Source organism: Allobosea sp. NPDC055353, from assembly GCF_053644975.1.
In genome coordinates this window covers 1,334,931-1,350,210 of sequence record NZ_JBSHMC010000002.1, presented here as the reverse complement: position 1 = coordinate 1,350,210, position 15,280 = coordinate 1,334,931, and the positions used below count along the sequence as shown (strand labels likewise).

Here is a 15,280-nt window from a genome sequence, read left to right as displayed (position 1 = left end):
GTGTTATCCAGCCTGGTTGCATGCAACCAGCGGCGATCGCAAAACCTGTGCGTGTGCTCCGATCCATGCACACTGAAAACGAGCTGACCGCCCCGATTGCGGTAAGGATCAAGAGAGCCGCACGAAGACAGGCTTTCCAACGGCCCGGATACAGATCTGCAAGATCTAGAGTGTTCAGGCAACCAGCTTCTATGGTCGCTTTACGAGTGAAACGACGTAGCTGTGCTTTCCGGATTTCAGAGGGGGAATTTCCTGCAGCGTCTCGAAACTGATGTTGCACGACTGGCCCAGCAAAATCCGGAGCGAGGCGGCGATCTCGTCCAAAGCGGATTGCGCCGGAGCCGTCTTCACGACCATCTTGACGACGACGTCGTCGTAGTCGCGCTGGACGATCTGCGTCTTGAGAAGCCAACCGGCCTCGTGAAAGACTGTGAGAAAATAAACGAAGAAGATTCCCGATACGGCCGTTCCATCCCTCAAGATAAACGCGTCCGTCTGGCGTCCCGACACCGTCTGCAATCGCTCGACGAACGGCAAGGGACCGTCGGAGGATTTGCCGACCACGGCGCGATCCCCGAGTCTGTACCTGATGAGCGGCATTGCGAAATTCGTGAGATTGGTGACGAGGACCTCGCCTTCCTCTCCTTCCTGGCAGGGCTGACCGTCAGGCTTCACGACCTCGACGAGGTTGCAGTAGTCAAACACCTCCAGGCCACCGTTCTCTGTCCGCTCACCGGCAATGTCGCCAACTTCGCGACACCCGTATCTGTTCAGCGTCGGACAGCCGAACGCGCGCGAAATCTCCTCCCTCATGAACGGGTGCAGCGTGCCCGCGCTGGTAATGACGTGTCTCACGCCGGAGACCCTGGTCTCGCGGGCATTCGCGAAGCGAGCAAGCTCGAAGGCGCTGTCCGCGTAGGCCTCGATGAGAACGGGACGGTATTGCCGAATCCAATCCAGATAGCGCGACATCGCCGTCTCGCTCATCTTGAACGAGTTCGCCCATTTCTGATTGCGAACGAAGCCGCTGAGCTTGTTGCGCCACCCCAGAGTACCGGACACCACGTCCCGATCGGACCCCCAAAGCTTGACCAGGGACTCGCCGGAATCCCTTCCGACCCAGCCGTGATACGTCTCGGTCATGGCGATACCCATCGCGTTGTAATCCTGGTCCTGGATCACGGCGACGGGCTCTCCCGAACTTCCCCCGGAACTGTTCTTGTACGAATGTCTCGAGTTCAGGTCGTCGCTCTTCAAACTCTCAGGGGAGTTCTGCAGGAATGTCCTGGTTAGAGGCGGCACCTTCCCGAAGCTGGAAAGATCAATGACGTCACCACGCACGATCTCTTGGTCGACCAGCAGCTTTCGGTAATGCGGCACATGTCGCGCAGCGTGCCTGAGCAGTTGCCTCAGACGCTGATCCCGCAGGTTTCGCCGCGCTTCATGGGGCAGGGCATAAAAGTCCGAGATCAGGGTGCGGCATCGCGGGATCGGGCGGTTCATGACGCGCTCGTCGTAGAACTTCAGCATGGGGCGGCGCCAATTAATCATGTGCCCTCCGAAGTATGAGCCGCGAGATCAACTTGCGATCATCGGGGCGGATGATGAGACCTATGAGTATGATCAAGTATAGTGCCGATATCGCACTAGCCATCGCCGCGAGACTGATCCAGTCGAGCGGTGGCCATTCGGCGGCAAGCGCCCTGCAAGCCAGCGCTATCCCGAGGACCGCCGCAGCTCCACCCGCGAGCCGGGGCAGGAACGCCCACCAGTCCAAGCCGAGCACGCGTGCGGCGTATACCGGAAGGATGAGCGTGTTCTTCAAGGTCCAGACGATCGCGGTCGCTGCCGCGACGCCGAGCACGCCCCATTTGGCCCAGAGGGCGAGCGCGACTGCCAGCACAATGTTCACGACGCCGAGCGCGAGCGTCACCAAACCCTGCTGCTTCACCTTGTTGTGCGCGGTGAGGAGGTAACCGATCGGCCGGCCCGCCAGATTCACCGCGAGGTGAGCCACAAGGACTGCCAGAAGCGTGTCGAGTTCGGCGAAGTCCGGCCCGAGCCACAAGGACAGGAGTGGGCGGCCGAGTCCGCAGAGAAGCCCGACCGGCAGAGCCAGCCCGAAGGCGAGAAACCCGACGGCGGATTCCAGCAGTCTGCGCACACCCGTGACATCGCCGATGGCGTAGCGGGCCATGATCATCGGGCTGAAAATCGGTGTGACCACCTCGGCCAGCGTGTGCATGAGCACCGCGAAAGCCAGCAATGCGCCGTACCGACCGGTCATGGTCGAGCCGAACAATGCGTTCACGATGATCAGGTCGACCTGCATGAGCAGCAGCATTCCGGCCGTGTTCACCGCCGACCAGGCGCCGATATTCAAGAGCGGCCGGAAGTGGTGGGAATCCACATCCGTGAGGCGCAGGCGCAACTGCGGCGTCAGCCGATGCCACGCGATCACGCAACCGCCCAGGCCGAGGAGGGCGGAGGCGAACATGCCGAGTCCGACGTGCATGAGGCTCGCGGGCCAGACATAGAAGCACAGGGCCACGATCCCGACCCTGCTCAGAGCGACCGCGGACCGAATGGCGTTGCGGATATCGAACCGGTGAGTGATCAGGCTCGAGGCGTCGAAAGGGCTGCCGATGAGGAATGTCAAGGCGGTGAAGAAGGAGCCCGCGAGCAGGAACCGCGCCGCGCTCTCGAGGTCCGGCGGCACCGCGAAGAGCTGAGGAAAGAGCCAAACAGCCGGGGCCATCGGAACCAGCAGGAAGCAACTGACCGCGATCGTCAGCATCACGGCACTGTTGAACGTTCTTTGCGCGGCGAACAGCTCTCCACGGTTCAGATCGATCGCCAGGTTGCGGTAGATCGCACCGTTCACGCCCTCGCAGACGATCATCGCGAACATGACCAAGGAGGACGACAGGGGGACCATCCCGTAGGCCGCCACCCCGAGATGCTTAAGCAGGAAGGGGATGTACCAGAACATGATGCCGGTGTTCAGCACGACGTAAATGAGGCTGCTGCCGACGTTGACGATGAACCGCCCACTGGCCTCGTTACGCGGCAGGGCGGCTGCATGCGAGTTCATCGTCCCCTCGCTAGCCGCGGTCATGACGATGCTTCGACGGCCAGGGGCTGCTCTCCCGTGCGCTTCGATCGTCGGCCTCCTGCACCAAAGACGGGATCAGGAGCAGGGCGAACATCACGATGAGGCTGGCGTTGTTTTCCAGCCCTCCCCCCTTGATCCATGTGGCCCCGTACGCGGCCGTCGCTCCAATCGCGGTCAAGTAGTATCCGTCCGGACAGGAAGGAGAGAGTAACCAGCAGGAGCGGGATTGCACGAAACTCCATATCGCTGATCCGATCACGCAGACGTAGATGAGCAACCCGACCACACCCGTGTCCACGCCGACTTCGAGAAACGGCTGGTGGCTGGGCAGATCCATTCGATGGTTGGTCGCGCTCGTCAGCGACGCGATATAGGGGTGCAGCCTGAAGGGACCGTTTCCGATGCCGGCGCCCAGCAGGTGGTCGCGCATGAACAGAAGACTCGCTTCCCACAGGACGGGACGTCCGCCGAGCTCGCCACCCTCTCCTTCGATAGCCCTTTGAATGAGTGTGTCGAAGAGGAACGGGGCGAAGAGGAACAGGCAAAGAATGACCGCGATGCCGCCGACGGCCCATTTTCGCGCGGGTCTGAAGAGCAGCAGCATCAGCAACAGGAGACCGACGGAAACGGCGCCTCCTCGCGACCCGCTGAGTGCGATCAACAACACCGCGCATAGGATGTAGGTTACCGCCAGGATGAGCATGGGCCTCCGGCGAGGCCCGACGCTCCGCATGACCGGCCAAATGACCCCGGGAAGCGCCGTAATCAGCATGACACCCAGGGTGTTTTCATTCATCCCGAAACTTTTCAGTCGGGTCCCAAACACGAAATCGGTGAACAGGAGCGTGTAGATCCCGCAAAGGATCATGAGCCAGCCCATCAGGCCCAACATCCGCATGAAGCGGTCGACGGCCGGCAGCGACCTCACCTGGTTGCAGATCAAGAGCAGCAGGATAAAGCTGAACGTCCAGGCGATCAGCTTACGGCGACCTTCGACGAGATCTGGCGCCCAGAGCAGCGTCACGAGCCCCCACGCGATGTAGAGCGCAAAGAGAAGGCAGGTGGGGTTCCATTTGACCGTCTCGTTCCCGCTCAGCACCCGGACGAGCCAGACCCCGAGAGCTGCCACGATCGCGCCGTTGCTGGCGGCCATATAGATCCCTTCCACCCGAAGGTCCCCAGGCGGCAGCAGGAGCACGAAGGCGGCGAGCAGGGTCGCGCCGAGCGGGTTTCGCAGCAGCAGCAGGCCGATCGTCGCCACGACGGCCAAGCCGATGAGCATGACGGGGATGGATGGGTTCCTCAAGATCAGGATCGCGAGAGCAACGAGCGATAGGAGACCGGCGCCGCCGACCCAAAACGCGACATGCACAAGCGATTGCCGCGCCGTTCGGGCCGTCACGGCACAATCTCCCGCGGCGATCCGCTGGTTGCGCGCAGTGAACGACGACGGGGCGTGTCCGCGACGAAGGGCAGGCTGTCGAGGGAAACCGCCAGGTCATGACGGCGAGCCACCAGGACGAGCGCGAGCTCGCCCGCTTCCCGGTCCATGGCTTCGACATTGTGTCGTCGTAACCAGTGCAGCAGGAGCTCCAGCACAGGCTTGGCGCTGATGGTGGGCATCAGCCACTTATGCCGGGCACCTGCTTGGATGACAGCTTTCATCGCCGGGCCCCTCTTGCTGCGACCGAAACCCTATGTCGGTCGGGCTTCGCAGTCTTGATGAGGATCAATTCGCAGAGAGGTTCTGCCCATAGTGTCCGGATGTCGGGACGCACAACTCGAAGCCGACCGCCTCGCCGAAGAGCACAAGACCGGAAAGCGCATCTCTGACGCAGTGGGGCCCCCACGACGGTAGGGGACGAATGGGGAAGAAGCAGATCTTGTTGCCGGAGATCGACCTTGATGTCGTCGATGTCCAGGCGGTCGCGATAGCGGACACCTATCAAGGCGAGACGTTGGTCAGCCTTGAGATGGCCAGTGGCCAGATCATGAACCTGATCTTCTCGCCAGCGACGCTCGCGCAGCTTGAGGCCATGCTTGCCACGGCGAACGAGGCTCATGCCAGGGACCGCCCGATCCAGTAAAGGCAGACGCCGATGTGCGTCCGGTCGGCCCAGCCAAGCATGCCTCCGAGAGGAGATCGCTGCAGCGACTGCGGCATGTCATCGCGAGAGTATTTTCGAGCGAACTGGGCAGCGGTTCGCGTGAAGAAAGCGCGTTAAAACAAAGGTCTGGAGCAGTTTCGCTATTCGGGGAATTGCGGAATTGCTCCAGACCTCCGGAGTGGGTTCACTGCACCGCTGCCGTCGAAGCATCCTCACGCCGGAATACGACTTCGACGGTGTCGCCCGGCATCAGCTCTGTGTCCTCGGACGCGGGAATGCGATCCCAGTTCGCTCGAGCTTTGCGGATGATCGTGACGCCCGGCCGCGCGACGTTGGCGCCCGTCTCGAGGACGACCATCTGCCCAAGCACACGAAGTTTCTCTGCCGCGCCGTCGAGCCGCGCTCTCAGTTCGGTCATGCGCAGCTGAGATTCTCTGCTTTCCCGCAGCACGTCGATGCGCCTCTGGGTGTCGACCTTGTCCAGGCGCCAAAGGAATTCATCCCGCTGTTGTTTGACCTGGGTTAGGTTGGCAATCGTCTGAAGGCGCCGAGTCGACGAAAGCAGGACGGCCCGGCGACTGTCCGTGACGCGCGGGCTCGGCAAGCTGCCAGTGCCGAAGAGTTTGTTCACGCGATCAAGCTCTTCCATGTCGGCCTGGAGGCCGCTCTGCTCCCCCTGCACTTGCGTGGTGAGCGTCGCGACCTGCTCGCCGGCCTGTCGCACCATGCTCTCGAGATAGGCCCGCTCGCTCTTGGCTTCCTTGAGGCGAACCTGCAGGTAACGGGTCTCGACGCGCAGAAAGTCGGCGAGGGAAGCGGCCGAGACGGACAGGTATCCGAGGGGCTGCTCCTTGATCGTTTCGGATCCATCAAGTTCCGCGGCGAGCCGCCAGGAGACAACATGTTCTTTGGCCAGCGCGCTTGTAGCCGTTCGGTATTCGCGCTCCGCCTCCGCGATGTCGACGCCTGACTGCCCGGGACGGCCCCGTACCGTGCTCGGGCCGCCTGAGAGAGCAATGGCATGGCGCGCCGTCATCTGTGGCCGGTAGGCGTATTGCCCCGGATTGAGCACGTCGCCGCTCACATAGATGGGCCGGTATTCGACGACGGCCGTGGTGACATCGCCAGGCTGAATCAACACGATCCGCTCGCGCCCGTCGGGCATTCGCTGGCGGAGTATTTTCGTTGCGAAGGCTGTCTCAACCCGCTCCTGCAGCACCAGCGGGGTCAATCCTGCCGCTGTCACTGCCCCAAGCATCGGGATGATGATGCTTCCGTCGGGCTGCACCGGTATACGCTGCCGCAGTTCCGGCATTGACGCCACGGCGATTTCGACCACGTCGCCGGGAGCGAGCTGGTATTCAGCTCGGCAAGCTCCATGCGTCCAGAGCAAGGTCATGCCGGCCATGAGCAGCGACGCTGCCCAGTTCCTGCGCGCAGATGGATGTCCCATCGAGAGCCTCGTATCGGTTCTGGAGCCGGTGCCGTGCGGCGGTCCAGGCCGCGCGGTGAGATCAAGTCATGAAATTGGTCTGCGAGCGTACCCTGCCCATCGCAAGCCGGGCCCGCCACCATTCGGTGGTGCGCCCGATACCCTCGCGGAGGCCGATCCGTGGCTTCCAGCCTGTAGCCGCCGCGAAACGGCTGCAGTCCGCCAGAAGCGCACGCACTTCCGAGTTGGCAGGTCGCATCCGGACTCTCTCCTGGATCACCGGTTTGGATGTGCCGGAGAGTTCGAGCACCAAGTCGATCAAGTTGGCCACTGTCACGGCCTGCTGGCTTCCAGCATTGTAAGCGCGACCGAACTCCAGATCCGGGGACAATCCCGCCATCATGAAGGCAGCTACGGTGTCTTCCACAAAGGTGAGGTCGCGCACCGGCGTCGTATCACCGACCCGTATGGCGTCGCAGTTCGGATCCAGTGTCTGTCGGATGAGCGTCGGAATGATCGCCCGCTCGCTCTGCCGCGGACCAAACGTATTGAAAGGACGAAGCGTCACGACAGGCAACCCGAATGACCGGGCAAAAGCTTCCGCCATCATGTCGGCGCCGATCTTGGAGGCCGAGTAGGGAGATTGGCCTTGCAACGGGTGCTCTTCCGAGATCGGCATCTTCAGCGCCGTTCCGTACACCTCGCTCGTCGAGGTGTGGACGATCCGATCCGTCCCGCTCTGACGGGCAGCTTCGAGGATGTTCAGGGTTCCGAGAACATTGGTTTCGACATAGGTCTGCGCGGCGGCATAGGAGTGCGGGATGGCGATCAGCGCTGCGAGGTGGAAGATGACGTCTTGACCCGGCACGGCGCGCGAGATGAAGGCAGCGTCGCGGACATCGCCACGGACGAGATCGAGCTGGCTTTTGGTCGCCTCCGGGATTTCGTCAAGCCAGCCATGGCTGTCAAAGGAGTTGTAGAGAGTTAACGCCGTGACCCTGGCGCCGCTCTTTACGAGCGCTTCGGTAAGATGCGATCCGATGAAGCCGTCGGCGCCGGTCACAAGCACCTTTGCACCATCATAGGACATGGCATGACCTCCGGAACTGGATATTGCTGGCTTGCACCCACTCAGGCGCGGCGTTCGACTTGCCTGAGATCTGCTCCCGCGGCTGAGGCCCAGCCGCAGATCGCCAGAAAGCTCCGGATCATGACCACGACATCCGACGCGAGGCTTCGACTGCGAAAGTAGTCAAGGTCGATGCGTGCCTTCAGCGGAAACACGACGGTGCGATAGAACTCGTCGACGTCGACACCTTTCGGGAAGGCCGCGGCCTCGTTCCGGAATATGATCTGGCACGGGCCGACCAGGCCGGGCTTGTATCTGAGCAACTCTTCCCAGCCGTTATGGAAGCAATCCGCAAAAGCGAGGCTCTCCGGCCGTGGTCCGACGATCGCCATGTCGCCTTTGATCACGTTCCAGAACTGCGGCAACTCGTCGAGCTTCGTCTTCATGAGCAGGCGCCCGACCTGGGTCATCCGGGGGTCCTGTTCGAGCGTCAACGGGCAGCCTGTCTGGCCCGCGTCGACATGGAATTTCCTGAACTTGTACATACGAAAACGCCTGCCACCCTGTCCAAGTCGAGTTTGACAGAAGAGCGTTGGCTGCCCGGATTCCAGCCATATGGCGATCGTTATGAGCAGCATGAGCGGCGCCAGCAAAAACATCGCCGTGCCGGCGAGCAGAATATCGGTGGCTCGTCTGAGCCACGTTTGCGCCGTTTCGGATACAGGCAGTCCCAAGAAGCCTTGTCCGTTCATGTGAAAGAACTCCTCAGCCACTTGCGAGGTTGGCGTGCTTGCTTTTGTCTCGCATTACGAACGCAGCGGGCGGAATGCGCTCGCCAAGCGCGTCCGCAAGTGCCGATACAACTCTTTCGACGTCGTCGAGCCCCATGCGCGGATGCAACGGCAACGTCAGCTCGTGATCGGTGAAGGCCTCGGTCCGGGGAAGATCTACGTCCGGATAGAGTCCGCGATAGAAGGAAAGACGATGGACCGCCGGATAGTGGATCGTGGTCTGGATGCCCTTCGCACGTAAGTGATCGATCACGTCCTGACGGTCGGAGGAAGCGGGCAGCACCACCGGCATGATGTGATGGACGGAAGGCTGCCGCGCCTCGAAGGGGAGGACGACGCCGGGACAATTCTCGCCAATGCGACGCCGATAAAACTCCGCCAGGATCTTCCGTTTCGCATTCCATTCTTTGAGATGGCCGAGCTGAACGAGACCGATGGCGGCCCTCAACTCGTCGAGCCGGTAGTTGAAGCCGAGCATCGTCACATCGTAGATCGGCGTCCGGCTGGAGCGCCGCTGGAAGGTGCCGGTCGTCAGACCATGGCCTCGCGCACGCCGGACGGTGTCGAGCAGGGATGCATCGCGGGCGAGGACAACCCCGCCCTCCGCCGTCGTCATGTTCTTGTTTCCGTAGAAGCTGAATGCCGCGGCGTCGCCGATTGTGCCAGCGCCCGGAAGCCCGGAGGCATGAGCGGCGTCCTCGATCAGCATCAGGCCGCGCTCACGCGCGAAAGCCTGCCATGGCGCGGGATCAACCATGTATCCCGCGAAGTGAACGAGGATGACGGCTTTCGTCCGGGAGGTGCATTTGGCGGCAGCGTCCTGGATGGACATCAGTGGCCGCGCCGCAGACTCGATGTCGACAAAAATCGGCGTGCCGCCGACGTAGAGCACGCAATTGGCCGTCGCCACGAAGGTGAGGGCCGGCACGAGCACCTCGTCGCCCGGGCCGATCCCGAGAGCATGCAGGATGAGATGCAGCCCGGCTGTGCAGGAACTCACTGACACAGCGTCGTCGGCTGCGTGCGCCTCGGCGAAAGCGCGCTCGAAGCTGCTCACCCGCTCGCCCATTGTGATCCAGCCGCTGTCGATGACCTCGGCGAGAGCGGCCTTTTCTTGCGATCCGAGGATGGGCTCCGAGACGAGAAGCATGGGCTCTGCTTTCATATCCTCTGCTTTCCTGACGAGTGTTTCGGGCGTCGTGCGGAGGCGGGGCGCTAGCTGGCCACTGCGAGCAGCGAAGGCGCCCGCTCTTCCCATTTGATGTCCTGCGCGTTGTGGAAGTCTTCGACGCGCCCGATGTCGAGCCAAAGCCCCTGATGCTTGAAGACGTGGATGGGAACGTCTTTCTCGAGCAAGCAAAGCGCCAGGTCATCGAGGCCGAAGGGGATGCCCGGGGGGATATACTTGATGACATCGGGATCCATGCAATAGACGCCCATGCTCACGCTGTTGGAGAGCGTGGGCTTCTCCGTGAAACTCGTGATGCGGTTGTCCTGATCTTCGATGATTCCAAAATCCATGCGGGTGGATCGGACTGTCGTGGCGATCGTCAGCGGGCCGCCATGCTTGCGGTGCGCCAATCCGAAGGCTGGAAGGTTGAGGTCGGTCAGCACGTCACCGTTCAACATCAGAAAGGTGCCGTCCAAATGCTCCCGCAGCAGCGTCAGCGACCCAACGGTGCCCAGCGGTTCGACCTCTTGCGAGTAGGTGATCTTCAGGCCCCACTGCTGACCGTCGCCACAGAAGCTGCGGATCAGGTGACCGAGGTAGCCCGTCGTGATGTAGACGTCCTCGATGTTGTTGCGGCGAAGCCAGCGAAGCAGGAGCTCGAGAACTGGCCGCGCCCCAATCGGCATCAGCGGCTTCGGAAGAACGGATGTGTAGGGCATCAAGCGCGTGCCCTTGCCGCCTGCTTGAATGACTGCCTTCATGCCAGCCTCCTTCAATGGAGCATGAAGGCTAGGCGCGCTGCCACAACTCGTCTTGATTTCGGTCAACTTGCAGCTGACTGCGCCGCAATAGCATTCGCTCGACAGCTAGCCCGCTTTGCGGCGCCAGCTCGATGAACGAAAGCAGAGTCGATCAGCATGAGCCAGAACCCAGGTGAGTTCATCCCGATCGCGAGGTTGTCCAGTCGCGCAGCCCTCCGGGCCGACACGGAGCCGTCTCCACAGCCGGAGCATATGGTCCACGAGATCATCAATCTCGTTCGTCGACGCAAGCTTTTCATCGCGAATGTTGTTTTGGCTGGCACGCTTCTGACCGGTGTCGCTGCCTTCGTTGTTCCCCCCGCTTATACGGCCACCGCGCAGTTCATGTTTGAGCCCACCCAGGCTCAGATGGCGGCCGGCCTGCTTGAGACCGTTGTGGACACGCACATCGCCACGCTCACGTCGGACGCCCGCCTGCGCGACGTGCTGAAGGCATTGCCTGACCTGCCGCAGTACAAGGCGGTGTCAGCGCGTGCCGTGTCCCAGATGGCGAACCCGACGCTGGGGGATCGGCTACGGGGCTCGCTTGTCGCAATCGGGAAAGGCCTCAAGAACGTCGTTCTTCCGAGTCCAAGTCCTCCGGAGGCCTTGCCGGCGGCCAACGGGCTGCCAAGCCTGGACGCCATGAAGAGCTCCCTTCTTGTGCGGCAGGAACGGCGCTCCAACGTGATCTCCATCAGCTACAGGGATGTCGACCCCGAAAGAGCAGCGATCATCGTCAATCAGGTCGTACAGACGCATGTCGATCGCTTGGCAGATAGGATGCAGGAGCAGGCGGACGCGCTTCGAACAGGGCTGGACAATCGCCTGATCCAATCGCAGGCCGAGCTCGAAGCCGCGGACGAGGCGCTCCGGGCGCATGTCTCGGCGCACGGAACGCCAAGCGCGGACGCAGCGGCGGGTGAGCTGACCGCTGAGACGTCCCGTCAGTTGGAGTTGGTGCGATCCGAGCTGCTGCGCCGGCAGGAGAGGCTGGAGCGGGTTCGAAAGCTGCAGCTTTCGGGAGCGCCGTCGGAAAAGATCGATGCGCTTCTGCGTGAGCCCCTGGTCGGCACTCAATTCGCGCGCCCCGTCGCGCCGATCACGGCGCCCGAAAGCCAAGCCGATGTGAACTCCGGAACGATAGCAGCCAAGCCCACAGTGTCTCACGCGGACTCCGGGCAGCGCCTGCAACGTCTGGAGCACGATGTCGACGTCTTCCGCTTGCAGGAGCACTCCCTCGCTGAGCGCATCGCTTCGCTGCAGGCCGCATCCGGAGCCGACCTCGCTCAGCGTCGCGAGCGGCAGACTCTCGAAAGGCGTGCTGCGACGGCCGCCGATGTCGTCCGGGATCTCCTGCGTCAGCAACAGCAGCTGAAGGATCCGACCTCGACGGGAGTCCAGATCCTGGCTCAGGCCTCGGTACCGCAGCGTCCGAGTTCGCTCAGCCCTTACCTCTACATCTCGGCCGCGATGATCGCGTTCGCGGTGCTCGGAGGAGGAGCAGCCTCCGCTTTGGAGCGCATGGATCGCAGCTTCCGAAGCGAGCGTGAGCTCGCAACCGCCTTGGGAATCGGGTGCATCGGCCTGGTCCCGGAGCCTGAAGAAGGACGGTACAGTGGCCGCTGGCGGCTGCCCGAATGTCCGCCTCCGCCCTATGATCAGGCGATCGAGGCTGTCGCCGCGGTGGCGCTCGAAGTCATTCAGCATCGAGGCGATGGAAAGATCCTGGCAGTCACGTCCAGCGGACCGGACGAGGGGAAAACGGCGTTGGCGGTCGGCATCGCGGCATACGCTGCCCGCTTTCAACGACGGGTACTGCTGATATGCGCCGACGCTCCGCACCAGGACGTGAAACTAGCCAGCCTCAGCAGCGAAATGAACCTGGATAGCGACGTCTCGGCCCAACGCGCTTCCTTGGAAATCCGTCGCGACTCCGCTCTCGGGTTCGACTGCCTCGCCCTCGATGAGATCGGAGATGCCAACACGGCTTCCCTTGTCGGCAGTCAGCTCGCAAACAGCCTCGACAAACTGCGTGACCGCTACGACTACATGATCATCGCCGCGCCGGGCGTTTTTGAATCCGCTGGTATCCGCATTCTCGCGGCAAGGGTGGACGGCGTTCTCTTTGCCGTCCGTTGGGGCAGCACCCGCCGCGATGTTGCTGCAAACGCACTCGAACTGCTGATGAAGCCCGCACTGCTGAGCGGGGGGCCACGACCCAAAATCTTCGCCGTACTCACGCGTGTGAACCTGAAGGCTCATGCCGGCTACCGTCGGGGCGACACAGGAGAGTTCCTCAGGAAGCGCCCGCAGCGCTCCGGCGGCTCAGACCTGCACGTCTCATAAATGAGGTCTTCGTGATGCGCTGGCCTCGGTGAACGCATGTTTCATGTCATGTCCCAGATCGGCGGGCTACTGGCACCCTCAAACGGAATCGCGATGATGGGGCTTCTGGGCCTGATCGTCATGGTGGCGACCCCTTGGCGGCGGGTGGGACTGGCGCTTGCGGGGGGCGGTATTTGCGGGATCCTGGCGGCTGGCCTTTTGCCCGTCGGCAACTGGGCGATCTTGCCACTGGAGCAACGTTTCCCTGCTTTCGTCGACGACGGTCGCCCCATTACCGGCATTATCGTGCTGTCGGGCGCGCTGGAAGTGACGAGGTCCGCGGCGCGACGCGGGTTCGCAGTCAACGGAGCTGCGGAGCGCATTTTCGCCTTTATGGATCTCGCGCGGCGTTATCCAGGGGCGCGGCTGGTCTACTCCGGTGGCAACTCCAGGATCGGATCGAGGTTGCCGCCGGAAGCATGGACGGCAACCGAGTACCTGAAGACAATCGGACTGCCCGGGGACCGTCTCACCATCGAGACCCGGTCCCATAACACCTGGGAGAATGCTCGCGAAACACGGAATCTCGTGCGGCCCAGTCCGGGCGAGCGTTGGCTGCTCGTGACGTCCGCCTGGCATATGCCGCGGGCGATGGGCAGCTTCGAGCAGGCAGGTTTCCGCGTGATCCCTTATCCCGTCGACTTTCAGACAAATGGAGCTCGGGATCTTATGCAGCCTTTCACCGTCGTTGGGCAGGGGCTTGAGCGTCTGGATCTCGCCGCGCGGGAATGGTTAGGTCTGATCGGATATCGCCTGAGTGGCCGGACCGGTGCCTTGTTCCCGGGCCCTGGTGCCGAACCGAAGTCCGGCGACGCGAAACTCCTGATAGCGAATTGATGAAACGGGTCTCGTCGACAGCCGGCAATCGCTCGGCACGAGACTATCCGGGCGAGAACCAGATCCCGCCTCCCACTTGGCGCAAAAATCGCGGCCGGGGGGAGAATTCCGCCGCGTGAACCGGACGTGGCAGGAAACCCAATTCGTCATTCTGTTTGACGAACGTTTCATCACCGAGCCTCACGCGACTTGATACCGGTCAAGTGCTCCACTGGTCGTTCTAGTTAACTCACCCTCGGGTCCGAGATCCGCAGAACCAGATGTCGGTCATTCGCCTGTACCGAGAAAGTGATGTTTCCGTCGCCCGGATCTTCGATAGAGCGCGGGCGTGAGCAGACGCCGACCGCCATCGCGGTACTCACCAGACTGGCAGCGGCTCAGCTTTCCGCTCAGGGCATCGATCCCGAGCCGCGGATGATCGAGGCAGGGCTATCTCCTTCGCTCTTGGACAATCCCGACGAGCGCGTCCCCGTGCGTCGGCAAGTCGCGTTCCTCAATATCGCGGCCGACGACCTGGGTGATGATCTCCTCGGCTTTCACCTTGCGCAGAGCTTTGATCTGCGGGCGCTCGGCTTCGTTCACTACATCATGGCGTCGGCCGAAACCCTCGCGGAGGCTCTGGCTTATCAGGAGCTGTATGGGGTGTTCGCGAACGAGGCCATGAAGATCCGCGAAGGCAGCGGGGAAGGGGCATCCCTTGAACTCAGCTATGTCGGAGTTGAGCGGCACCTCGATCGCCACCAAGCCGAATTCTGGCTGACAACCACGCTGCGACAATGCCGCTTGTTCACGGGCCGCGAACTCGTGCCGACCTCAGCGTCGATGATTCATTCACGCCCGGGCCGGGTCGCCGAGATGGAACGCTACTTCGGCATTCAGATCGATTTCGGCGCGGAGCTGGACGTTCTGGCCTTCGCTCGGGATGCCAAGGAACTGCCTCTGACCACCGGTGATCACTTTCTGAAGGAGCTCCTGGCCGGGCTGCATCAGAAGGCGTTTCCGTATTCTGCCGGGGAGGCGGGCTCCCTGCGCACCCGGGTCGAAAATGCGATCATGCCGCGACTACGACATGGGACGCCAAAGATCGAGGCTATCGCGCGAGACCTTGGTACCAGCGCTCGCACCTTGACGCGTCGACTGGCCGATTTGGGCATCAGCTTCAGCGAGGTCCTCGACGAGTTGCGCTACCAGCTCGCGGTGCAATATCTCCGGGACGGAACGTCGACGGTTTCGCAGGTGACCTGGCTGCTCGGATACCGCGAGCCGAGTGCTTCTGTGCGGGCCTTTAAGCGATGGACAGGCAAGACGCCGACGGCATTTCGTCGGGAGTTGAAGCGCGGCGCCGGCCGATGAATGGCGGTGCGGCGCATTGTCCCGAATCGCGCTTGGCTTGAAACTCAACGGATATGGCGGGGCAGGCCAAGACGGCTGCGCGTTCATATCCTATGTTTGATTCGGCTGCTGGAGATCGAGGCAGCCATAACCCCGCTCCCTGGAAAAGATCCAGGGCAATCCATGCCGATGGCTAAACAATAGATGAAATTGTAGTCGCGAACGTGCGGCTATTAT

Annotated in this window: 13 protein-coding genes; 4 read left to right on the top strand and 9 right to left on the bottom strand. The window is 62.2% G+C overall.

Going from position 1 to position 15,280, the window contains the following annotated elements; all coding sequences use genetic code 11:
• Positions 1-189 precede the first annotated feature (189 nt).
• The 4 genes from ACWIEX_RS19755 to ACWIEX_RS19740 are packed head-to-tail and all read right to left on the bottom strand — an operon-like array spanning position 190 to position 4,780.
• Positions 190-1,530 (bottom strand): phenylacetate--CoA ligase family protein, encoded by a 1,341-nt coding sequence (locus ACWIEX_RS19755; RefSeq protein WP_454034666.1) that lies wholly within the window; start codon positions 1,528-1,530, stop codon positions 190-192.
• 13 nt (positions 1,531-1,543) lie between these two features.
• On the bottom strand, positions 1,544-3,094 hold the full coding sequence (locus tag ACWIEX_RS19750; protein ID WP_454034665.1) for a lipopolysaccharide biosynthesis protein: 1,551 nt from the start codon (positions 3,092-3,094) through the stop codon (positions 1,544-1,546).
• A 10-nt stretch (positions 3,095-3,104) separates the two neighbouring features.
• Positions 3,105-4,517 carry an O-antigen ligase family protein gene (locus ACWIEX_RS19745; protein WP_454034664.1) on the bottom strand — a complete coding sequence of 471 codons (1,413 nt, stop codon included), beginning with the start codon at positions 4,515-4,517 and terminating at the stop codon, positions 3,105-3,107.
• Entirely contained in the window at positions 4,514-4,780 is a 267-nt protein-coding gene (locus ACWIEX_RS19740) for a hypothetical protein (RefSeq protein WP_454034663.1), read from the bottom strand. Before ACWIEX_RS19740 ends, ACWIEX_RS19745 begins: the two co-directional genes overlap by 4 nt.
• Positions 4,781-5,001: 221 nt before the next feature.
• On the opposite strand from ACWIEX_RS19740, the gene ACWIEX_RS19735 reads away from it, so the two are divergent.
• Positions 5,002-5,202 (top strand): hypothetical protein, encoded by a 201-nt coding sequence (locus tag ACWIEX_RS19735; RefSeq protein ID WP_454034662.1) that lies wholly within the window; start codon positions 5,002-5,004, stop codon positions 5,200-5,202.
• Between the two features lie 205 nt (positions 5,203-5,407).
• On the opposite strand, the gene ACWIEX_RS19730 is transcribed toward ACWIEX_RS19735, so the two are convergent.
• The 5 genes from ACWIEX_RS19730 to ACWIEX_RS19710 all read right to left on the bottom strand — a co-directional run bounded on the left by ACWIEX_RS19730 (position 5,408) and on the right by ACWIEX_RS19710 (position 10,447).
• Entirely contained in the window at positions 5,408-6,631 is a 1,224-nt protein-coding gene (locus ACWIEX_RS19730) for a polysaccharide biosynthesis/export family protein (RefSeq protein WP_454034661.1), read from the bottom strand.
• 106 nt (positions 6,632-6,737) lie between these two features.
• Entirely contained in the window at positions 6,738-7,745 is a 1,008-nt protein-coding gene (locus ACWIEX_RS19725) for an SDR family NAD(P)-dependent oxidoreductase (RefSeq protein ID WP_454034660.1), read from the bottom strand.
• A 41-nt stretch (positions 7,746-7,786) separates the two neighbouring features.
• A complete protein-coding gene (locus tag ACWIEX_RS19720) occupies positions 7,787-8,476 on the bottom strand; it encodes a sugar transferase (RefSeq protein WP_454034659.1) in 690 nt (229 codons plus the stop codon).
• Positions 8,477-8,489: 13 nt separating this feature from the next.
• Positions 8,490-9,665 (bottom strand): DegT/DnrJ/EryC1/StrS family aminotransferase, encoded by a 1,176-nt coding sequence (locus ACWIEX_RS19715; protein ID WP_454034658.1) that lies wholly within the window; start codon positions 9,663-9,665, stop codon positions 8,490-8,492.
• Positions 9,666-9,730: 65 nt separating this feature from the next.
• On the bottom strand, positions 9,731-10,447 hold the full coding sequence (locus tag ACWIEX_RS19710; RefSeq protein WP_454034657.1) for a nucleotidyltransferase family protein: 717 nt from the start codon (positions 10,445-10,447) through the stop codon (positions 9,731-9,733).
• A 252-nt stretch (positions 10,448-10,699) separates the two neighbouring features.
• On the opposite strand from ACWIEX_RS19710, the gene ACWIEX_RS19705 reads away from it, so the two are divergent.
• From ACWIEX_RS19705 to ACWIEX_RS19695, 3 genes are all read left to right on the top strand, one after another.
• A complete protein-coding gene (locus ACWIEX_RS19705; RefSeq protein ID WP_454034656.1) occupies positions 10,700-12,835 on the top strand; it encodes a GumC family protein in 2,136 nt (711 codons plus the stop codon).
• A 36-nt stretch (positions 12,836-12,871) separates the two neighbouring features.
• Positions 12,872-13,711, top strand: a complete 840-nt coding sequence (locus ACWIEX_RS19700) for a YdcF family protein (RefSeq protein WP_454034655.1) — start codon at positions 12,872-12,874, stop codon at positions 13,709-13,711.
• A gap of 291 nt (positions 13,712-14,002) precedes the next feature.
• Complete coding sequence (locus ACWIEX_RS19695) at positions 14,003-15,064, top strand: AraC family transcriptional regulator (RefSeq protein WP_454034654.1); 1,062 nt, start codon at positions 14,003-14,005, stop codon at positions 15,062-15,064.
• Positions 15,065-15,280 lie beyond the last annotated feature (216 nt).